The sequence below is a fragment of the Microbacterium binotii genome (assembly GCF_021398715.1).
GTDB lineage: Bacteria > Actinomycetota > Actinomycetes > Actinomycetales > Microbacteriaceae > Microbacterium > Microbacterium binotii_A.
Genome location: NZ_CP090347.1, coordinates 880,296 through 901,066, shown reverse-complemented (window position 1 = coordinate 901,066; position 20,771 = coordinate 880,296). Strand labels below are relative to the sequence as shown.

15 protein-coding genes and 1 tRNA gene are annotated in these 20,771 nt (G+C 70.2%); 7 read left to right on the top strand and 9 right to left on the bottom strand.

The window, feature by feature from the left end; all coding sequences use genetic code 11:
* The first annotated feature begins 9 nt into the window (after nt 1–9).
* From LXM64_RS04565 to LXM64_RS04550, 4 genes are all read left to right on the top strand, one after another.
* Nucleotides 10–2,478 carry a hypothetical protein gene (locus LXM64_RS04565; protein WP_234074813.1) on the top strand — a complete coding sequence of 823 codons (2,469 nt, stop codon included), beginning with the start codon at nt 10–12 and terminating at the stop codon, nt 2,476–2,478.
* A gap of 54 nt (nt 2,479–2,532) precedes the next feature.
* Nucleotides 2,533–2,606: transfer RNA gene (locus tag LXM64_RS04560), tRNA-Pro, on the top strand.
* 311 nt (nt 2,607–2,917) lie between these two features.
* On the top strand, nt 2,918–3,685 hold the full coding sequence (locus tag LXM64_RS04555; protein ID WP_234074812.1) for an HAD-IIB family hydrolase: 768 nt from the start codon (nt 2,918–2,920) through the stop codon (nt 3,683–3,685).
* Between the two features lie 39 nt (nt 3,686–3,724).
* A complete protein-coding gene (locus tag LXM64_RS04550; RefSeq protein WP_234074811.1) occupies nt 3,725–4,570 on the top strand; it encodes a DUF1295 domain-containing protein in 846 nt (281 codons plus the stop codon).
* On the opposite strand, the gene LXM64_RS04545 is transcribed toward LXM64_RS04550, so the two are convergent.
* From LXM64_RS04545 to LXM64_RS04535, 3 genes are all read right to left on the bottom strand, one after another.
* The gene (locus LXM64_RS04545; protein WP_137417737.1) at nt 4,563–5,177 is read right to left on the bottom strand and encodes a thymidine kinase; all 615 of its coding nucleotides are present in this window, start codon (nt 5,175–5,177) and stop codon (nt 4,563–4,565) included. The two genes, LXM64_RS04550 and LXM64_RS04545, sit on opposite strands and share 8 nt — an antisense overlap.
* A gap of 48 nt (nt 5,178–5,225) precedes the next feature.
* Complete coding sequence (gene mqo, locus LXM64_RS04540; protein ID WP_137417738.1) at nt 5,226–6,683, bottom strand: malate dehydrogenase (quinone); 1,458 nt, start codon at nt 6,681–6,683, stop codon at nt 5,226–5,228.
* Between the two features lie 89 nt (nt 6,684–6,772).
* On the bottom strand, nt 6,773–7,843 hold the full coding sequence (locus tag LXM64_RS04535; RefSeq protein WP_234074810.1) for an aspartate-semialdehyde dehydrogenase: 1,071 nt from the start codon (nt 7,841–7,843) through the stop codon (nt 6,773–6,775).
* A 156-nt stretch (nt 7,844–7,999) separates the two neighbouring features.
* On the opposite strand from LXM64_RS04535, the gene LXM64_RS04530 reads away from it, so the two are divergent.
* Together LXM64_RS04530 and LXM64_RS04525 are read left to right on the top strand one after the other, a co-directional pair.
* A complete protein-coding gene (locus LXM64_RS04530) occupies nt 8,000–9,220 on the top strand; it encodes an AAA family ATPase (RefSeq protein ID WP_234074809.1) in 1,221 nt (406 codons plus the stop codon).
* Nucleotides 9,217–10,506 (top strand): tetratricopeptide repeat protein, encoded by a 1,290-nt coding sequence (locus LXM64_RS04525; protein WP_234074808.1) that lies wholly within the window; start codon nt 9,217–9,219, stop codon nt 10,504–10,506. The genes LXM64_RS04530 and LXM64_RS04525 overlap by 4 nt, the downstream gene beginning before the upstream one ends.
* A gap of 6 nt (nt 10,507–10,512) precedes the next feature.
* On the opposite strand, the gene LXM64_RS04520 is transcribed toward LXM64_RS04525, so the two are convergent.
* Nucleotides 10,513–11,799, bottom strand: a complete 1,287-nt coding sequence (locus tag LXM64_RS04520; RefSeq protein WP_234074807.1) for an aspartate kinase — start codon at nt 11,797–11,799, stop codon at nt 10,513–10,515.
* Between the two features lie 227 nt (nt 11,800–12,026).
* Between LXM64_RS04520 and LXM64_RS04515 the strand changes: the two genes are divergently transcribed.
* Entirely contained in the window at nt 12,027–13,394 is a 1,368-nt protein-coding gene (locus LXM64_RS04515) for a threonine/serine ThrE exporter family protein (RefSeq protein ID WP_234074806.1), read from the top strand.
* A 10-nt stretch (nt 13,395–13,404) separates the two neighbouring features.
* Here LXM64_RS04515 and recR read toward each other — a convergent pair whose 3' ends face one another.
* From recR to LXM64_RS04490, 5 genes are all read right to left on the bottom strand, one after another.
* Entirely contained in the window at nt 13,405–13,998 is a 594-nt protein-coding gene (gene recR, locus LXM64_RS04510; RefSeq protein WP_137417744.1) for a recombination mediator RecR, read from the bottom strand.
* Nucleotides 13,998–16,085, bottom strand: a complete 2,088-nt coding sequence (locus LXM64_RS04505; protein ID WP_234074805.1) for a DNA polymerase III subunit gamma and tau — start codon at nt 16,083–16,085, stop codon at nt 13,998–14,000. The genes recR and LXM64_RS04505 overlap by 1 nt, the downstream gene beginning before the upstream one ends.
* Nucleotides 16,086–16,148: 63 nt before the next feature.
* Nucleotides 16,149–18,674, bottom strand: a complete 2,526-nt coding sequence (locus LXM64_RS04500) for a glycoside hydrolase family 65 protein (RefSeq protein WP_234074804.1) — start codon at nt 18,672–18,674, stop codon at nt 16,149–16,151.
* A gap of 75 nt (nt 18,675–18,749) precedes the next feature.
* Nucleotides 18,750–19,475 carry an HAD family hydrolase gene (locus LXM64_RS04495; RefSeq protein ID WP_137417747.1) on the bottom strand — a complete coding sequence of 242 codons (726 nt, stop codon included), beginning with the start codon at nt 19,473–19,475 and terminating at the stop codon, nt 18,750–18,752.
* Nucleotides 19,476–19,550: 75 nt separating this feature from the next.
* On the bottom strand, nt 19,551–20,771 hold the full coding sequence (locus LXM64_RS04490; RefSeq protein ID WP_137417748.1) for an acetate/propionate family kinase: 1,221 nt from the start codon (nt 20,769–20,771) through the stop codon (nt 19,551–19,553).

Here is a 20,771-nt window from a genome sequence, read left to right as displayed (position 1 = left end):
ATCGGGGACATGAAACGTGTGCTCGCCGCTCTCCTCGTCCTCGCCGCCGCCGTCGTCGCCGCCGCGGTGTCGATCATGCCCGCATCCGCAGCCTCTCCCGGAACCGGCTTCGGCGAGTGGGCGAGCTCCACCCGCTACGGGTGGCACGGCTCGATGGCCATCAGCGGCATGCACACCTACTGCATCTTTCCCGGGCGGCCCCTTCCCACGGGCGACAGCGTCGACAACGGCCCGAGCCCGAATGCCGCCGGTCTCGACCCGCAGCGACTCACCGCGATCAACATGCTCGTCTCCACCTACGGGCAGACCGACGACCCTGTGCAGGCGGCGGCCGTTGCCTGGGCGGTGAAGGCGATCGCGAACTGGAACGAGTCGCTGCATCACTTCGGCTATCCCGGCGACACTCTGCAGGGCGCGATCGACTGGGTCTTCCGCCATGTCGCGCCCGACCACAACGGCGCCGTGCAGAATCTCGCCGCCGCCTATTACGCGGAGGCGATGGCCCTGCCTGCCGGACAGACGACGGCGACCGGCTCGCTGCAGTTCGCGACGGATGCGGCTTCTCCCCTGCGCGGCACGGTGACCGCCGTCGCGGACGCCGCCGGAGCGCGCGGGCGGATCACGCTGCAGAACGCGGTCTTCGCAGACACCGGTGAGGCTACGCGAGACGACGCACAGATCGGTGTGGCCTACGACATCCTCGCATCAGCTCCCACCGGAGGCACGCGCTTCCGTGTCTCTGGTGAGGGGCACTTCATCGGCGGCTTCCTGCCCGTCGTTCGTCACTTCACGACGCCGGGCGGCCAGGACACGGCGGGGCCGGGCGGCCGCCTCGAGTTCCCGCTCGCCGGAGCCGACGAGCAGGAGCGCGACACGACGTTCGACCCGCTCGTCACGACGCAGGTGGTGTCGCGCTACATCCCGGGCGGCGCGTACGTCGACGACGTGACGTTCGCCAGCACCCGAGGCGCCTGGGCCCGCACGGTCGACGGCGGCTACCTTCCGGTCACGGCCACAGCGATCCTGTATCGAACAGAGACGGAGCCGCAGCTCACGGACGCTCCCCCGGCCGATGCGGAAGAGGTCGCCGAGCTCGAGGTGACCACCGACCCCGCCATCGGCCCGACGGCACCGTACCGGGTCGAGTCCGCTGAGCCGCTGCCCGGCCCCGGCTTCTACACCGCCGTGTGGCGCATCGAGCGCTCCCGACAGAGCCCGGAGACCGCAGCGGCGTTCACCGCCGATTACGTCTGGCAGGAACGCTTCGGGGTGCAGAGTCAGATCACGATGATCCCGGAGGTCTCATCGAGAGCCGATGCCCTGGTGGCGGTCGGCGACCGGATGTCCGACGAGGTGATCGTGGGGGCGCCTCTCCCGACGTCCGGAGTTCTCGTGACCGCATCCGTGTTCCGCGTTCCCGACGGTGTCGCGGCGACGGATGCGTGCACGACCGAGAACCTCGTCTGGCAGGGGCCGGAGGAGGCGGTGCGCGCGACGGAACCGGGCTCGGTGCGCATCGCGGGGCCCGTGGTCCCCGACTTCGGCACATACGTGTGGCGTGAACGCGCGACCGACATCGAGGGTCGCCTCATCCACGAGGGCGCGTGCGGGGTCGAGAGCGAGACGACTCGCGCCGCCATGCCGACGGTGTCGACGCGGGCGGTCAGCTCCGTGGGGCTGGGCGGCGCGGCGGTCGACACAGCGCTGGTCGAGGGTCTCGTCCCGACGACGGGCACCACGTGGTTGAGCTTCGAGGTGTTCCAGGCGCCCGAGGGCGTCACCCCCGCGGAAGCCTGCACGCCCGAGACGCGCGTCGCCGAGACCTCCGCCTCCCCTGTCGCCGTGACCGCTGCGGGCGAGTACGCCTCCCCCGCTGTCCGCCTGCACGCTGCCGGCGTGCACTACTGGATCGAGTCGCTCTGGCACATGCCCGAGGGCGGCGAGGCCCGTCTGCTCGCTCGCGGAACCTGCGGACTCACCGAAGAGACGACGGTCGTCGAGGAACCCGCGGTGACCACCCGCGCAGTCGAACACGCGGGCGTCGGCGACCCGTACAACGACCGGGCCACGGTCACGGGGCTCGGCGACGGCGTCGACGCGCAGCTGGTGTTCTCGGTGTTCCACAACGAGCCGGGCACCGCGCCACGCTGCGACGCGGAGACGCTCGAGCATCGGACGTCTCCGCTGGCGGTCTCCGCATCCGGTGAGTACGTCTCCCCTGACGTCACCTCGGCTGAGGCGGGGACGAAACTCTGGATCGCCGAACTCGCCTACCGACCCGCGCCGGGCGCCGAACTCGTCGTGCTGCACACCGGTACGTGCGGGGAGGAGGGTGAGACGACCTTCGTCGACATGCTGGCGATCAGCGGCGGACCCTCGATGCGCACGGTCGCGGGACTCGGAGTGGGCGCGCTCGCCCTCGGGTTCGCAGCGGCATCCGTCGTCGCACTCCGTCGGCACCGCGCGCAGCTCCGATGATGCCTCCGCGATTCGGGGAATCGCTCGGGCTGGGGTAGACTCGAACGGTTGCCACGGGGTGTGGCGCAGCTTGGTAGCGCGCTTCGTTCGGGACGAAGAGGCCGCAGGTTCAAATCCTGTCACCCCGACCGCACAGCAGAAGAGGTCGACCTTCGGGTCGGCCTCTTCTTGCGTTTCCGACGGCCTCGACCTCTCCGCAACGGGAGTCCCCCCAACCTATCCCCGAGACTGCATCTTTCGCACGAGATCACGGGTGATACCTATGATCTCGTGCGGGGAATGCAGTCTCGCGGAGCGGGGCACGGGGACAAGGCGACGGGGGCACCGGGCGCGCACGGCGGGTGCGGTCGCCCCCGATAGGATGGCGGGAGCCGCGCCGCCGCGCTCAGATCCTTCCGCCGGGCCGCCGGCAGATCCCGACACCCGCTGGAGAGCCGTCATGACTCAGCCGCCGAAGCTCGTTGCGTTCGATCTGGACGACACGCTCGCCCCGTCCAAGAGCGCGGTCGATCCGCGGATCGCGGACCTGCTGCTCGCGCTCGCCTCCCGGGTGGAGGTCGCGATCATCTCCGGCGGCCAGCTCGCCCAGTTCCGCGCCCAGGTCGTCGAGCAGCTGCCCGACACGACCGACGACATCCTCGATCACATGCACCTGCTGCCCACCTGCGGTACCCAGTACTACCGCCTCACCCCCGCGGGCATCACCACGGTCTACGCCCACAGCCTCACCGACGACGAGAAGACCCGCGCCCTCGCCGCCGTCGAAGAAGAAGCCAAACGCCTCGGGCTCTGGGCCGAGCAGACCTGGGGGCCCATCCTCGAAGACCGCGGCTCGCAGATCACCTTCTCCGCCCTCGGCCAGTCCGCACCCCTGGACGCGAAGACCGCCTGGGACCCCACCGGCGAGAAGAAGAACACCCTCCGCGAAGCCGTCGCCGCCCGCATCCCCGACCTCGAAGTCCGCTCCGGCGGATCCACCAGCGTCGACATCACCCACCGCGGCATCGACAAGGCCTACGGCATGCAACGCCTCGCCGAACACACCGGCATCAGCCTCGACGACATGCTCTTCATCGGCGACCGCCTCGACCCCGACGGCAACGACTACCCCGTCCTCACCCTCGGCGTCACCTGCCACGCCGTCCACGGCTGGCAGGACACCGCGGACTACCTCGACACCCTCATCCCCACCCTCCCCACCCGCTGACCCTTCCCCGCGCCGCCGTGTGCGCGCTACGGTGACGTCATGGGCGCTCTGGGGATGGTCATCGTGCTCGCCGGTGCGGTCTGCGCGCTGTGCTGGATCCTGTCGCTGATCACGAAGGACACCTCGTGGGTCGACCGGATCTGGTCGATCGTTCCGGTCGCCTACGTGTGGATCTTCGCGGGCGTGGCGATCGCAGGCGGCCTCGACGCGGCGCGGCTCATCCTGATGGCCGTGCTCGTGACGCTCTGGGGTGCGCGCCTCACCTTCAACTTCGCCCGCAAGGGCGGCTACAGCGGCATGGAGGACTATCGCTGGGCGATCCTGCGCGCCCGGATGCGGCCGTGGCAGTTCCAGGTCTTCAATCTGCTGTTCATCGTGCTGTATCAGAACGCGCTGCTCGTGCTGATCACCCTGCCCGCGGCGGCCGCGATGCTGAACGCGACGCCGCTGAACGTCTGGGATGCGGTGTGGGCGCTGCTGTTCCTCGCCTTCCTCGCCGGGGAGTGGCTCGCCGACCAGCAGCAGTGGAACTTCCATCGAGCCAAGGCCGCGGCCGGCGGCGAGCTCCCGCCCGGCTTCGTGACCACGGGACTGTTCCGCTACAGCCGCCACCCCAACTTCTTCTTCGAACAGGCCCAGTGGTGGGTGCTGTACCTGATCGGCGCCAATGCGGCCCTGAGCGCGGGCGCCGGCATCCTGGGCGGAGCGATCAATGTGACGATCGTGGGGCCGATCCTGCTGACTCTGCTGTTCATCGGCTCGACCGTGTTCACGGAATCGATCTCCGCCGGCAAGTACCCGGCCTACGCCGAGTATCGGCGTACGACCTCGATGCTGGTGCCGTGGCCGCCGCGCAGCCGCCGGAGCGCCGAGGCGCTCAGCTGAGGCGTCCGCCGGATGCGGTCAGGTAGCACTGCGCGCACATCGACTCGTACGTGACCTTCTCGTGGCTGAGCTCGTCGATCGCCACCTGGTCGCCCTCGAAGACGAAGCGGCCTCCCACCAGCCGCGCGTTGAAGAGGGCCTTGCGACCGCAGCGACAGATCGTCTTCAGCTCCTCCAGGCTGTGGGCGAGTTCCATGAGGCGGCGCGAACCGGGGAACGCGTGCGTCTGGAAGTCGGTGCGGATGCCGTAGGCGAGGGACGGCACGCCGTCCAGCACCACGATGCGCAGCAGATCGTCGACCTGAGTGCGCGTCAGGAACTGCGCCTCATCGATGAGCAGGCACGCCACATCCGCACCCTCCGCCGCGAGAACCCGAGCGCGGTGCGCCGCGAAGAGCTCGCGCAGGTCGTCCTCGGGCCGGATGAGGAAGTCCACCCCGCGTGACATGCCCAAGCGGCTCGAGATGCGGTCGGCGCCCTTCGTGTCGATCTCGGGCTTGGCCAGCAGGACATGCTGGCCGCGTTCCTCATAGTTGTACGCGGCCTGCAACAGCGCCGTCGACTTGCCGGAGTTCATCGCCCCGTAGCGGAAGTAGAGCTTGGCCACCTAGAGATTCTAGGCGGCTCACCGCGTCAGCCTCGTGGCGGCGCCGGATCAGACCGTGAGGTGCAGCTCCTCGGCCGTCGCGGCGAGGGACGCCTCGGCCGCAGCCGGATCCGGGTTCAGCGTCGTGCCGTAGCTGGGGATGAGCTCCCGCAGCTGCGGCTCCCACTCGCCGATGCGGTCGGGGAAGCAGGACTTCAGCAGGCCCAGCATGATCGACACGGCGGTCGAGGCTCCCGGAGACGCGCCCAGCAGACCCGCGATCGAGCCGTCCGCCGCGGCGACGACCTCGGTGCCGAACTGCAGCTTGCCGCCCTTCATGACCTGGGCACGCTGACCGGCGTTCAGCAGCTCCCAGTCCGCGCCGTCGGCGGACGGCATGAACTCGCGGAGACTGTCGACCTTCTTCTTGTGCGTCTTCAGCAGCTCGCTGACGAGGTACTTCACAAGGTTGAGGTTGGTGGCACCGGCCGTGAGCATGCTGCCGAGGTTCGAAAGGCGCACCTGGGTGACGATGTCCCAGGGCGAGCCGTTCTTGAGGAACTTCGGGCTGAAGGTCGCGAACGGACCGAACAGCAACGAGGTTTCACCGTCGACGACACGGGTGTCCAGGTGCGGCACCGACATGGGCGGCGCGCCGACGGATGCCTGCGAGTAGACCTTCGCCTTGTGCTGCGCGACGAGGGCGGGGTTGCTGGTCTTCAGCCACTGTCCACCGATGGGGAAGACGCCGTAGCCCTTCGCCTCCGGGATGCGGGAGCGCTGCAGCAGCTTGATCGCCCAGCCGCCCGCCCCGATGAACACGAAGCGCGCGTTGATGCGTCCCGGCGTGCGGCCCACCGTGTGACGGTAGCCGACCTGCCACGAGCCGTCCTTCTGCCGCTTGAGCGAACGCACCTCGCGGCCCGTGAGGACCTCGGCGCCGCCCCGCTGCATCGAATCCAGCAGCTGCCGGGTGAGCGACCCGAAGTCGACGTCGGTGCCGCTGGGCACCCGCGTCGCGGCGAACGGCTCGCCCTTGCGACGCTGCTGCATCAGCAGGGGCGCCCACTGGTTGATGACCCGGGAGTCCTCGCTGTATTCGATGCCCTCGAACAGCGGCTGCTGCTTCAGTGACTCGTACCGGCGCTTCAGGTAGGCCACATCCTTCTCACCGCGCACGAACGTCATGTGGGGCGTGCGGTTGATGAACGTCTCGGGGGCGGCGAGCACGCCGCGCTCGACGAGCGTCGACCAGAACTGCCGGCTCTGCTGGAACTGCTCGTTGATCGCCACGGCTTTGGCGGGATCGACCGAGCCGTCGGGGGCGGCGGGCATGTAGTTCAGCTCGCACAGAGCGGCGTGTCCCGTCCCGGCGTTGTTCCACGCGTTGGAGCTCTCCTGGGCGACCTCGCCCAGGCGCTCGAACACCGCGATCTTCCAGTCCGGCTGGAGCTGCTGCAAAAAAGTCCCGAGTGTGGCGCTCATGATGCCGCCACCGATCAGGAGGACGTCGACGTTTCCTGTCACCCGACAAGTCTAAAGCGGCGCGCGCGACCCCTCCGCCAGTGGGAGGGGCCGCGCGCGGGAACTTTCGCGGTTCTTGCCGCAGACGCGACTCAGGCGGTGACGCCCAGGCGAGCCGCGACGATCTCGGCGATCTGCACCGCGTTGAGCGCGGCACCCTTGCGGAGGTTGTCGTTGCTGATGAACAGCACGAGCCCCTTGCCCTCGGGCGCCGACTGGTCGCGGCGGATACGACCGACGTAGCTGGGGTCGCTACCCGCGGCCTGCAGCGGCGTGGGGACCTCCTCCAGCGCGACGCCGGGCGCTGCAGCGAGCAGCTCGCGGGCGCGGTCCGGGGTGATGTCCCGCGCGAACTCGACGTTGATCGACAGCGAGTGGCCCGTGAAGACGGGGACGCGCACGCAGGTGCCCGCCACACGCAGCTCGGGCAGTTCGAGGATCTTGCGGCTCTCGTTGCGGAGCTTCTTCTCCTCGTCGGTCTCGTTCTCGCCGTCGTCGACCAGGTTGCCGGCGAACGGGATCACGTCGAACGCGATGGGCGCGATGTACTTCTCCGGCTGGGGGAAGTCGACCGCGGACCCGTCGTGCACGAGACGCAGGGTGTCGCCCTGGGCGAGAACGCCTTCGACCTGTCCGAGCAGCTCCTGGGCACCGGCGAGTCCGGACCCGGAGACGGCCTGGTAGGTGCTCACGATGAGCCGCTCGAGGCCCGCCTCGGCGTCGAGGACCTTGAGCACGGGCATGGCGGCCATCGTGGTGCAGTTCGGGTTCGCGATGATGCCCTTGGGGCGCTCATCGATCGCGTGCGGGTTGACCTCGCTGACGACCAGAGGGACCTCGGGGTCGTTGCGCCAGGCGCTCGAGTTGTCGATGACGACCGCGCCGGCCTCGGCGAAGCGGGGCGCGTGCGCGCGGCTGCCGGTGGCACCCGCGGAGAAGAGGGCGATGTCGATGCCGGCGGGGTCGGCCGTGGCGACGTCCTCGACGATGACCGTCTGACCGCCGAACTCGACAGCGGTACCGGCCGAGCGCGCCGTGGAGAACAGGCGCAGCTCGCCGATCGGGAAGGAGCGCTCGGCGAGAATCTCCCGCATGACGGTGCCGACCTGACCGGTGGCGCCGACGACGGCGACGGAGAGTCCGGATTCGGAGATGCGGGTCATGTCTGTTCCTCGGGATGTCGCAGGGCGCGCCGCATCATGCGTGGACGGGCGCAGGGTTGCCCGATTCTACCGTGCGGCGGCGGCTACCCATCTTGGGGAAAGCGCTCTGTGACGGCGTGCCGTGACGGACAATGGCGAAGGACGGAAGGGGATGCCGTGGAGGATCCGGTCATCGACGCTCTCGCACGTGCGGTCGCGGCAGCGCCGACGGATGCGGAGCTGCGACTGCATCTGGCGGCGGTGCTGCTGGATCGGGGACGCACCGAGCGCGCACTGGCCGAGGTGAGCACGGTCCTCGCCGCGGAACCCGGCAACGCCCGCGCACGCGCGATGATCGCCCGCATCCTCCAAGATCCCGCGCCGGTCTCCCCCGCATCCGCCCCACAGGCACCGGACTCGGCTCCGGGCGACACCGGGTTCGACTGGTCGGCGGCGGAGGCCGAGGTCGGCCACATCGCGCAGCCCGTGTTCGTCGGCGACGACGCACCCGCATTCGACGAGCACGACGTGCAGCGCTCGAGCGTGACGCTCGCCGACGTCGGCGGGATGCGGGAGGTGAAGGAGCGCCTGGAGTCCGCTTTCCTGGCTCCGCTACGCAACCCCGAGCTGCGCGCCCTGTACGGCAAGAGCCTGCGCGGCGGTCTCCTGATGTACGGTCCCCCGGGATGCGGCAAGACGTTCCTCGCCCGCGCCGTGGCCGGCGAGCTCGGCGCCTCGTTCGTGAGCGTCGGGCTGAGCGACATCCTGGGTCAGTACATGGGCGACAGCGAACGCAATGTGCGGGAGCTGTTCCAGCTCGCCCGCAGGCAGGCGCCCACCGTGCTCTTCATCGATGAGATCGATGCGATCGGCCAGCGCCGGTCGCTCGCTCGGCGGAACGGGATGCGCGGGGTGGTCGTCTCGCTCCTGGAAGAGCTCGACGGCCTCGGCAGCGACAACGAGGGCGTGTTCGTGCTCGCCGCGACCAATCAGCCCTGGGACGTGGACCCGGCGCTTCGCCGTCCGGGCAGGCTCGACCGCACCCTGCTCGTCCTGCCGCCGGACGCGCAGGCGCGCCAGGCGATCCTGCGCCACCACCTCGCGGGGCGCCCGGTCGAAGGCGTCGACCTCGCCGCGCTGGCCGCCGACACCGAGGGTTTCAGCGGCGCGGATCTGGCGTACGTCTGCGAGTTGGCGAGCGAGAACGCGCTGCTCGAAAGCAGCCGGAGCGGCGTGCCGCGCCTGATCGGAATGGCCGATCTCCGACAGAGCATCGCACAGGTCACCCCGTCGACGGGGCCCTGGCTCGAATCGGCACGCAACGTGGTGCGCTTCGGAGAGGATGACGGAACGTTCGCCCAGCTGCGCGAGTATCTGCGCCAGAGCGGGCGGCGATGAGCGAGGCGTCCGCCGCGGCGCTGGCGCACGCCCAGACGCTCCTCGATCTCGGTCGTCACGACGATGCGCTGCGCGAAGCCGGACGCGAACTCGCGCGGCAGCCGGAATCGGCGCCGGCACTGCGGATCAGCGCCGAGTGCCTCCGCGTGCTCCAGCGGATCGACGAGGCCGACGACCTCGCCCGTCAGGCGGTGGCGCTCTACCCGGATGCCGCGTGGGCCTGGCGCCTGGCCGCACTCACGGCGCTGGACCTGCACCGGTGGGATGATGCCGCCGAGGGTGCGGACACGGTGCGTCGCCTGTCGGGCGAGACCCCCTGGGCGCTCTCGGTGTACGCCGATGTCATGCTCGGCTGCAGTCGGGTGGACGACGCGATCGAGGCACTCCAAGACGCACTGCGCCAGCAGCCCGACGATGCCGACCTGCATGCGCAGCTGGCCGATGCCCTCGTGCGCGCGCGACGACGCCGAGACGCCGAGGAGCATGTGAGCGCGGCGCTGGCGATCGATCCGACGCATCCGTGGGCCAGGCGCCTGTGGCCGATCATCAGCCGCCGCGACGACGACGCGGATGCGGCGATCCAGCTCGCCCGGATGCTGGGCGAGACCCCGCAGGACGCCGACACCGAGACGGCGTTCGAGATGGCCAGCACCCGCCTGCTGATCCCGCCGCTGGCGATCGTCGCGGTCGCGAGCGCCCTGGTCCTCGCGCTTTGCGCGTTCGGACCGGGCTTGCTCGGATGGCGTGTCGACACGGCCACCCCCGCCGGCGCCGGCGTCGTGGCGCAGATCTGCGTGTGGGCGGCGTCCGTGGGACTCGTCGCGTCGTGGGCGGGCCGTCTACGACGACGACTGGGTCCGCTGTTCGAGCCGATCGTGCGCTCGCGTCTGACCGAGGGTCCGATCGTCGTCTTCTCGTCGATCTATCTGGCGGGGGCCCTCGTGCTGACCGGCATAGGAATCCTGGTGGGAGCCCTCGCGGGCGACCCGACCGGCACCATCGTCGTGCTGGGCGGTGTCGTGAGCGCGTACACGGCAGCGGTCCTCATCGCAGCCCTCGCACTGGTGGCGAGACTCACCTACCGCCGCGGCCGCGCGCTCGCACCGCTGCTGTATCTCGCGCTGGCGCCGGGCGCCGTGGTCGGCGTCGTGCTGCTCGCGCTCTTCCTGGTGGGAGCCGTGCTCTACGTCATCGCCTGGGCGCTGTCGGGAGAGCGGCTGCCGGAGCCGTTCTGGAACCGACTGCCGGACCGGCCTCGCGTGGCGCCCTCGTCGCCGCGGACGTAGAGCTGGTCAGCGACCGCTGCCGGCGTAGACGACCGCGTCGCCCTCGCCGTCAAGGCCGTAGGCCGTGTGCACGACCCGCGCCGCTTCCGCGATGTCGTCGGCACGCAGCACCACCGAGATGCGGATCTCGGAGGTGGAGATCATCTCGATGTTGATGCCCGCGGTGCTCAGCGCCTCGAACAGGGTCGCGCTGACGCCGGAGTTCGTGCGCATGCCCGCGCCCACGACCGACAGCTTGCCGATCTGGTCGTCGTGCACGAGCGCCTCGAAGCCGACATCCAGCTGATCGGCTGCCAGCGCCTTCAGTGCGGCCGTGGCGTCCGATTTGGGCAGAGTGAAGGAGATGTCGGTACGGGCCGTGGCCGCGGCCGAGACGTTCTGCACGATCATGTCGACGTTGGCGCCGGACTTGGCGACGATCTTGAAGATCTCGGCGGCCTTGCCGGGCACGTCAGGAACACCGATGACGGTGATCTTGGCCTGGCTGAGGTCGGTGGCGACGCCGGCGACGATCGGCTCTTCCATGGCTTCTCCCTCGGGGATGTAGGCGGAACGCTGCTGTGCGTCGAGCACGTAGGTGCCCTCGCTGGAGCTGAAGGTGGAGCGCGCGTGGATGACGACGCCGTGGCGGCGCGCATACTCGACCGCGCGGATGTACAGCACCTTCGCGCCGTTGGCAGCGAGCTCCAGCATCTCCTCCGTCGAGACGACGGGAAGCTTCCGGGCGCGCGGGACGACGCGGGGGTCAGCGGTGAAGATACCGTCGACGTCGCTGTAGATCTCGCAGACGTCGGCGCCCAGGGCGGCAGCCAGCGCGACCGCCGTGGTGTCGGAGCCGCCGCGGCCGAGGGTCGTGATGTCGCGGGTGTCGCGGTTGAAGCCCTGGAAGCCGGCGACGATGACGATCGCACCCTCGTCCAGTGCCTCGCGCAGGCGCACGGGGGTCACGTCGACGATGCGGGCCGCACCGTGCTTCGCATCGGTGATCATGCCGGCCTGGCTGCCGGTGAAGGAGCGCGCCTCGAAGCCCATCGAGTGGATGGCCATCGCCAGCAGCGCCATCGAGATGCGCTCGCCCGAGGAGAGCAGCATGTCGAGTTCGCGGGGTGCGGGGATCGGCGCCACTTCGTTCGCCAGATCGAGGAGCTCGTCGGTCGTGTCGCCCATCGCGCTGACCGCCACGACGACGTCGTGGCCGGCGCGACGAGTGTCGACGATGCGCTTCGCGACGCGCTTGATGCTCTCGGCGTCGGCGACCGACGACCCGCCGTACTTCTGGACGATCAACGCCACTGTGCTGCTCCCGGGGATGCGCCGTGTCCGGCGCGACGACGATGGAACGCTCGGATGCGGCGCCCAACGCTCCATCTTAGGCAGCCCGGCATTCCGTCCCCGCCATGTGACGGCGCGCTCCGACCTCGCCGGTTACCCTCGAGGGGACACCGCTGACACGGAGGCCGACGCACTCGATGTCCCCCCGCCCCGCCCTGCCGAGGTTCTTCAGGCCCGCGCGCCGACGCGTGGAACCGCCCGCTGACACGACGGATCTCCTGCCCGTCGTCGACGACGCCCTCAGCGTGCGCATCCTGGATCTCGCGGTCCGGATGGGCGAGACGATGCTCGTCGCCGGTGCCCCGGCGAGCGAGGTCACCCTGACGATCGTGCGCGTGTGCGAGGTGTACGGCCTCACACCGGTTCACGTCGACGTCACGTACAACTCGATCACCGCGGCCTACCACCGCTCGGGCGCCGCCCGCCCCGTCACCCTCCTGCGCGTCGTGCGCGGCAGCACCCCCGACCACGACCGCCTGATGCGGCTGCAGGCGCTCGTCGCCGACATCTCCACCGGGATGGGCCTCGATGATGCCCAGGCGGCGGCACGCCGCATCCGCCGCGCGCCGTTCCGCTATCCGCCGGCCGCCGTCATCACGGCCCAGGGCGCACTCGCCGTCGGCGTCGCGGTCATGTTCGGCGCGAACTGGCTGCTCATCGCACTCGCGTTCACGGGGGCGGCCTGCGCCGCCCTGACGCAGTTCGCCCTCGCGAAGGCGCGCGTACCGTACTTCTTCAGCCAGGTCGCCGGCGCCTTCGTGCTCACGGTCATCGCGGCGATGAGCCGTTTCCTCGCGGTCCTCGGTGTCCCCGGCGCGGACGATATCCGCCCTTCGGTCATCGTGGCCGCAGGCATCGTGCTCATGCTCGCCGGACTCACCGTGGTCGGAGCCGCGCAGGACGCGATCGACGGCTTCGCCCTGACGGCCACCGGACGCATCCTGGAGCTCGTCACGCAGACGATCGGTGTCGTGATCGGCATCCTCGCCGGGCTCGAGACCGTGCGGATGATGGGCCTCGCGATGGAGCCGCCCGACACGGCCCTGCCGCTCGGGCCGTCGGTCATGCAGTTCGTCGGCGCGTCGATCATCGCGATCGCAGTCGCCGTCTTCAACGGCGCCGGCGCACGCGTGGTCGCCGTCAGCGCGCTGCTCAGCCTGGTCGCGTGGGGCGGTTACACGATCGCTGCGGCAGCGGGACTGGAGGTCGCCGCGGCGAGCGGCATCGGAGCCTTCGTCGCGAGCTTCGTGGGCATCGTGATCGCCTTCCGGTTCCACGTTCCGTCCGTGGCGGTGACGACGGCGGCGATCCTGCCCATGGTGCCGGGCGCCGCGGTGTTCCGCGGGCTTCTCGGCGTCGTCGAGTCCGCGGGCGACACCACGGTGATGATGACCGGGTTCGCGACGCTCGTGAACGCGGCCGTCATCGGGATCAGCCTCGCCGTCGGAGCCTCGCTCGGCCTGTACCTCGGACAGCCCGTGCGGGCGTCGCTGTCGGGTGTGACCCGCTCACGCGCGAAGCTGCGGCGCTACGACGGGCCGGGGCGCGGCCACTGACCCCGGTCGCTCAGATGGCGCGGCGGCCCTCGAAGGCCCGGCCGAGCGTCACCTCGTCGGCGTACTCCAGGTCGCCACCGACCGGCAGGCCGGAGGCGAGGCGGGTCACGCGGATCGACAGCGTCGTGAGCAGACGACTCAGATAGGTCGCCGTCGCCTCGCCCTCCAGGTTCGGGTTGGTGGCGAGGATCACCTCCTGCACGGTTCCGTCGGCGAGACGCTGCATGAGCTGCGTGATGCGCAGGTCGTCGGGCCCGACGCCCGCGATCGGGCTGATCGCGCCGCCGAGCACGTGGTACAGCCCGCGGAACTCACGGGTGCGCTCGATCGCCGCCACATCCTTCGCGTCTTCGACGACGCAGATGAGCGTCTCGTTGCGTCGCGGATCGCGACAGATCGCGCACCGGTCCTGCTCCGACACGTTGCCGCAGATCTCGCAGAAGCGCACCTTCTCGCGCACCTCGACCAGGAGCTGGGCGAGCTGGGAGACGTCGAAGTTCGGCGTCTGCAGGATGTGGAACGTGATCCGCTGCGCGGACTTCGGACCGATCCCCGGCAGACGGCCGAACTCGTCGATCAGGTTCTGGACGATGCCGTCGTACATCAGGAGAACCTCGTCGGCTGCTGGTAGGGCTCTTCACGCACGAAGCGCGCATCGAGGACCTGGCGCACCACCGCCTCGCCGTAGCGCTGGATGCCGTCGGTCGGCGCGGAGCGCACGGGCGGCGGCACGACGGGCGGGATGGCCGCCACATCCGTCGGGTACATCTCCTCGTCGGCGGGATCGACCGGCTCTTCGGCGTCGAACGACGTCGCCACCTCGGCCGCGGGCAACACGGCGCCCTCGGGCGGCGCCACGGTCAGCGTGCGCGTCGCAGACGCCTGGGCGTCTTCGGGCTCCTCGTCGACGGCCAGCTGCGCGACGGGCGCCGCGGGCGACTCCCCCGCATCCGAGGTCGGGATCGGCGCCACGGCCCACTCGGTGACCGGAGCAGCGGACGACGCACGAGCGGGACCCGGGCGCTCGGCGGGCGGAGCGGACGGCTCCGCACGGGGCGGCGCGGGGGGCGCTGCGGGAGCCGCATCAGCGGGCGGGGCCGGGTCGGTGTCCTGGTCGTGGCGCGCGATGTACTTGACCCGGATGCCGAGTACCCCCTGGATCGCCTGACGAAGATCTTCGCTGGGCCCGGCGCCCGCCGTGCGCTTCTTGAACGCGGCGATGTCGCTCTGGCTGCGGAAGCTGAGCGTGAGGATGTCGCCCTCGAGAGCGGCGACGCGCGCCGCCGTCGCGATCAGCCACGAGCTGCGACTGATGGTCTCCAGGCGGCCGAGCACCTCGGGCCACGCATCACGCAGTCGCTGCACCGTGACGGGACCGGCCGGGATCTCGGACGGGGCCTGCGCCGTCGGCTCGGCGATGGGCTCGGCGACGGCCGCGGAGGGGGCAGGCGCGGAGGGCGCGGGCGCCGCCACCGGGACGGGGGCCGGCGGAACGGGCACGGCCGCAGCCTCGGTCGCGCGGGGGGCGGACGAGGGGGCGGGACGCGCCGCCGCCGGAGATGCGGGGGCCGCGGGAGCCGAACCGACGGTGGGCGCGTTGGCGAGCACCCGGGCGACCATGAGCTCGAGCTGGAGGCGCGGCGACGTCGCCCCCGACATCTCGTCGAGGGCGGCCACGACGATGTCGGCGGTGCGCGACAGGCGTGCCGTGCCGATGATCTCGGCCTGACGCGACATGCGGTCGAGCTCGTCGGAGGGGATGCCGCGCAGCACGGCGGACGCACCCGCACCGGTGGCGGCGATGACGATGAGATCGCGAAGACGCTCGAGCAGGTCTTCGACGAAACGCCGCGGATCCTGCCCGGTCTGGACGACGCGGTCGACCGCGGCGAACGCGGAGGCGGCATCGAGGTCGCCGAAGGCGGTGACGACCTCGTCGAGCAGCTCTGCGTGCGTGTAGCCGAGGAGGGCGACCGCGCGTTCGTAGCCGATCGCCGCATTCTCGGAGCCGGCGATGAGCTGGTCGAGCAGCGACAGCGTGTCGCGCGGCGAGCCGCCGCCCGCGCGGACGACCAGCGGCAGCACCCCGGGCTCGACCGAGACGCCCTCGGTCTCGCACATCTGCTGCACGTACTCGAGCATCGCCGCGGGCGGCACGAGGCGGAACGGATAGTGGTGGGTCCGCGAGCGGATCGTGCCGATGACCTTCTCGGGCTCGGTCGTGGCGAAGATGAACTTGACGTGCGCGGGCGGCTCCTCGACGAGCTTCAGCAGCGCGTTGAACCCCTGCGGGGTGACCATGTGCGCCTCGTCGAGGATGAAGATCTTGAACCGGTCGCGGGCCGGGGCGAAGATCGCCCGCTCGCGGAGATCGCGCGCGTCGTCGACACCGTTGTGGCTGGCCGCGTCGATCTCGACGACGTCGAGGGATCCACCGCCGCCGCGACCGAGCTCGACACAGCTGTCGCACGTGCCGCACGGGGTGTCGGTGGGGCCTTCGGCGCAGTTCAGACACCGCGCGAGGATGCGCGCGCTGGTGGTCTTGCCGCATCCGCGCGGGCCGGAGAAGAGGTAGGCGTGGCCGATGCGGTCGCCGCGCAGGGCCGTCATGAGCGGGTCGGTCACCTGGGACTGCCCGATCATCTCACCGAACGCCTCGGGACGGTAACGGCGGTAGAGGGCTGTGGTCACCCCAGTAGCCTACGGCGTGCCACCGACGTCGCGGCGGGTGCGTTCGCCCGCCGCGACGTCGGGTCAGGCATCGAAGTGCGCCTCGTTCTCGCCGATGAGCGTCGGCCCGGTCACGACGGGAAGCGAGGCGGTGAGCGTGGGCACGGATGCGGAGAGCAGCGTGCCGTCCTCGCGCCTGACGTCGGCGAACATCTGGAGCGTCGGCCGCCCCGGGCGCACGGGGCCCTGCGTGGCCAGCGGCACGACGAGCTCCTCATCGGGGGAGATCGTGTAGGCGACACCGCGCACGGAGAAGGCGACGTCCTCTCCCCCGGCGCGGTTGCGCACGATCATCTCGTCACGACGCAGCGTGATGTCCAAGTGCGACGCGTGCCACGTGAGCGCGTAGGAGAGCTCGGGCCACGCGGCGGGCAGCCGCGGGTCGAACGTCAGCTCGCCGTAGTGGTCGCGCATCCCGCCGAAGCCGGACACCAGCGACGCCCACACGCCGCCCGCGGAGGCGACGTGCACGCCGTCCGCCGCGTTGTTGTGGAGGTCGGCGAGGTCCACGAAGATCGAGTCCAGGAAGTACTCCAGCGCGAGGTCCTGGTAGCCGACCTCCGCCGCCAGGATCGACTGCACGACGCCCGACAGTGTCGAGTCGCCGGTGGTCAGCGGGTCGTAGTACTGGAAGTCGGCGAGCTTCTCCGCCTCCGTGAAGTGATTGCCCTGCAGGAACAGTGCGAGCACCACATCCGCCTGCTTCAGCACCTGGTAGCGGTAGATCACGAGCGGGTGGAAGTGCAGTAGCAGCGGACGCTGCTCGTCCGGGGTGTTCTCCAGGTCCCACACCTCGCGCTCGAGGAACACGGCGTCCTGCGGATGGATGCCGAGCGCCGGGCTGAAGGGGATGTGCATCGCATCGGCCGCCTTCTCCCAGATCTCCGGCTCCTCCGGGTCCAGCCCCAGCCTGTCGGCCATGAGGCGGTAGGCCTCCGGAGCGGCGAGCTCCATCTCGCGGACGGTGCGAGCGGCGAAGCGCAGGTTGAAGCGCGCCATGACGTTCGTGAAGAGGTTGTCGTTGACGACCGTCGTGTACTCGTCGGGACCGGTGACGCCGTGGATGTGGAACGAGTCCGCACCGTCGACCTCGTCGCGCCAGAACCCGAGCGAGTTCCACAGCCGCGCGGTCTCGACGGCGATGTCGACCGCCTCGCGGTAGAGGAAGTCGACGTCGCCGGTGGCGCGCACGTACTTTGCGAGCGCGAAGCTCACGTCGGCGTTGATGTGGTACTGCGCGGTTCCGGCGGCGTAGTAGGCCGAGGCCTCCTCGCCGTTGATCGTGCGCCAGGGGAACAGCGCGCCCGCCTCGTTGAGCTGGAAGGCGCGGCGACGCGCGTCGGGGAGCATGTGCACCCGCATCCGCAGGGCGTTGCGTGCCCAGTGCGGGCTCGTGTACGTGAGGAAGGGCAGCACGTACACCTCGGTGTCCCAGAAGTAGTGCCCGCTGTATCCCGATCCCGAGACGCCCTTGGCGGGCACGCCCAGACCGTCGGCCCGGGCCGCCGCCTGCGCGAGCTGGAAGAGGCACCAGCGCGTGGCCTGCTGCAGGTCGTCGTGTCCGGCGATGCGCACGTCCGAGCGGTCCCAGAAGGCGTCCAGCCACGCGCGCTGCACGGCGTACTGCGTCGCCACGCCCTCCTGGAGGGCGCGGTCGAGCGTGCGGCGGCACCGGTCGACGAGCTCGGCCGCGGGCACCCCGCGCGAGGTGTGGTAGCTGACGAGCTTCGTGACCTTGACGGGAACCCCGGCCTTCGCCTGCACGCGGAACACGTTCTTGGCGATGTCAGGCTGGATGAGGGTGCGCGCCGTGTACTCGTTCGTGGTCTCGACGATGTGGTCGGCGGCGACGGCGAGCGTCATCTCCGAGTGCGTCACCTTGTAGCTGAGCACGGAGCGCGCGCCGTCCTGCCAGAACTCCTGCGGCTGCAGCACCCGCTCCTCGATGCGCTCGGCGCGGCGCGGGTCGAAGCCGGCTTTGAGCTTGCTCGCCGGCCGACCGCCGTACACGTCCTCGCCGTCCTGGCGGTTCACGAGCTGACAGCTGATGGTCACGGGGGCGTCGGCGTTGAGCACCGTCACCTCGATGCTCATCAGCGCGAGGTGCTTCTCCTCGAACGACACCATGCGCTCGAAGTCGATGCGTACCTCCTTGCCGGAGGGCGTGCGCCAGAGCAGGTGTCGGCGCAGCACTCCGTCGCGCAGGTCGAGGATGCGCTCGTACTCGAGGATCTCGGCGAGATCGAACGAGAGCGGCTCGTCGTCGACGTAGACGCGCATGACCTTGGCATCGGGGGCGTTGATGATCGTCTGTCCGACCTCGGCGAAGCCGTAGGCCTGCTCGGCGTGACGGATCGGGAACACCTCGTGGAAGCCGTTGATGAAGGTGCCCTGCTCGTGGCCGAAGCGCCCCTCGGGCTGATTCCCCCGCAGCCCCAGATATCCGTTGCCCACGGTGAACAGCGTCTCGGTGACGCCCGCCTCGTCGATGTCGAACGAACGCTCGACGAGTCGCCACGGGTCGACCGGGAAACGGTCTCTATCGATCATGAACATGCCTTCCGCCGGTGACACGGCCAGGGATTCGGGTGAGGAGATGCGATCGGGTATCGCGACAGAACCGGCTCAGTCTACGAAGGCGGCGAGGTCGTCCACGACCACGTCCGCGCCGGCGGCGCGCAGCGCCTCGGCACCGACGCCGCGATCGACGCCCACGACCAGGGCGAAGCCCGCGGCCTGAGCGGATGCGGCACCGCTCAGCGCGTCTTCGACGGCGGCACTGCGCGCGGGGTCGACCCCCAGCATCCGCGCGCCGCCGAGGAAGACGTCGGGCGCGGGCTTGGACGCGAGGTTCTCGCGCTCGGCGACGACGCCGTCCATCACGACGGCGAACCGGTCACGGATGCCGGCGGCGGCGAGCACCTCTTCCGCGTTCTTCGAGCTGGAGACCACGGCGACGGGCACGCCGCGCTCGCGGAGCTGATCGACCAGGCGCAGCGAGCCGGGGTACGGCGCGATCCCCTCGCCGCGCAGCACCCGGGCGAAGACCTCGTTCTTCCGGTTGCCGATGCCGCAGACCGTGTCCGCGGACGGATCGTCGTCCGGCTCACCCCAGGGCACCTCGACGTCGCGCGAGCGCAGCAGGCTCGCGACGCCGTCATAGCGCTTCTTGCCGTCCAGGTGCAGGAAGTAGTCCTGTTCCGTGTAGGGCGGGGTGATGCCCCACGCGGCGAACAGCTCCTCGAACATCGTCTGCCAGGCGTGCATGTGCACCTCGGCCGTCGGGGTGAGCACCCCGTCGAGGTCGAAGAGCACGGCGTCGTAGGAAGACAGATCGGGCAGGTCGGTCACGAAGCCTCCAAAGTTGCGCTCGACCGGGCGCACCCAGCGTAGTCGCGGCAGGTTACGCGTCGGTGTCGCGCGCGCTCAGGCGACGCGGGCGACGGCCAGTGCCTGCCGGGCGATCTCCAGCTCCTCGTTGGTGGGCACCACGAGCACGGTGACCGACGAGTCCGGGGTGGAGATCGTCCGGATGCCCTTGCGTCGCTCCTCGTTGGCGGCCGCATCCAGCTCGACGCCGAGGAATCCGAGCGTCTCCAGGGCCGCGGCGCGGATGAGGGGCGAGTTCTCGCCGACGCCTGCCGTGAAGGAGATCACGTCGACGCCGCCGAGCTGGGCGATGTAGGAACCGATGTAGGCGCGAAGGCGATGGATGTACACGTCGAAGGCGAGCGACGCGGGACCGTCGCCAGCCTCGCGGCGGTCCTCGATGTCGCGCATGTCAGACACTCCGGCGAGCCCCAGCATCCCGCTGCTCTTGTTCAGGAATGCATCGAGCTCCGCCGGGGACATCTCTTCACGTCGCGCCAGCACGAGCAGGATCGACGGGTCCAGATCTCCCGAGCGGGTGCCCATCACGAGCCCCTCGAGCGGGGTGAGCCCCATCGACGTCTCGACCGAATGTCCGCCGTCGATGGCGGTGATGGATGCGCCGTTGCCGAGGTGGAGCACGATCTGCTTGAGGCTGCGCAGCGGGCGGCCGAGGTACTCGGCGACGGACTCCGAGACGAACTTGTGGCTCGTGCCGTGGAACCCGTATCGGCGGATGCGGTGCTTGCGGGCGATGGCGCGATCGATGGCGTACGTGTAGGCCGCCGGCGGCAGCGTCTGGTGGAACGCCGTGTCGAAGACCGCGACGTGGGGCAGGTCGCCGAAGGCCGCACGCGCCGCGCGGATCCCCTGGACCGCGCCGGGATTGTGCAACGGGGCCAGCACCGAGAGCTCATCGATGTTGATCTCGACGAGGTCGGTGATGAGCGTGGGCTGGAAGAAGCGCGCGCCACCCTGAACGACGCGGTGACCGACGGCGACCGGGGCGTTCTCTGTGAGCGACGGACCGTGCTCGGCGAAGGCGTCGAGCATCACCTGGAAACCGACGGCGTGGTCGGGGATCGGCAGCTCCTGCGTGTAGGTCGCATCGACCGCCGCTGCCCCCACACCCGTGAAGTGCACCTTGTGGCTGGCCGCTCCCATGCCCTCGCCGATGCGCTCGACGAGCCCGGACGCCAGCGCCGTCTCGGTCTCGACGTCCAGCAGCTGGTACTTGAACGAGGACGAGCCACTGTTGATGACGAGAACGACGCTCAC

What these genes read in the sequence shown, in the direction of transcription:
- LXM64_RS04565 (WP_234074813.1), top strand. Translation starts at nt 10, where the DNA reads ATGAAACGTGTGCTCGCCGCTCTCCTCGTCCTCGCCGCCGCCGTCGTC.
- LXM64_RS04555 (WP_234074812.1), top strand. Translation starts at nt 2,918, where the DNA reads ATGACTCAGCCGCCGAAGCTCGTTGCGTTCGATCTGGACGACACGCTC.
- LXM64_RS04550 (WP_234074811.1), top strand. Translation starts at nt 3,725, where the DNA reads ATGGGCGCTCTGGGGATGGTCATCGTGCTCGCCGGTGCGGTCTGCGCG.
- LXM64_RS04535 (WP_234074810.1), bottom strand. Translation starts at nt 7,843, where the DNA reads ATGACCCGCATCTCCGAATCCGGACTCTCCGTCGCCGTCGTCGGCGCC.
- LXM64_RS04525 (WP_234074808.1), top strand. Translation starts at nt 9,217, where the DNA reads ATGAGCGAGGCGTCCGCCGCGGCGCTGGCGCACGCCCAGACGCTCCTC.
- recR (WP_137417744.1), bottom strand. Translation starts at nt 13,998, where the DNA reads ATGTACGACGGCATCGTCCAGAACCTGATCGACGAGTTCGGCCGTCTG.
- LXM64_RS04500 (WP_234074804.1), bottom strand. Translation starts at nt 18,674, where the DNA reads ATGATCGATAGAGACCGTTTCCCGGTCGACCCGTGGCGACTCGTCGAG.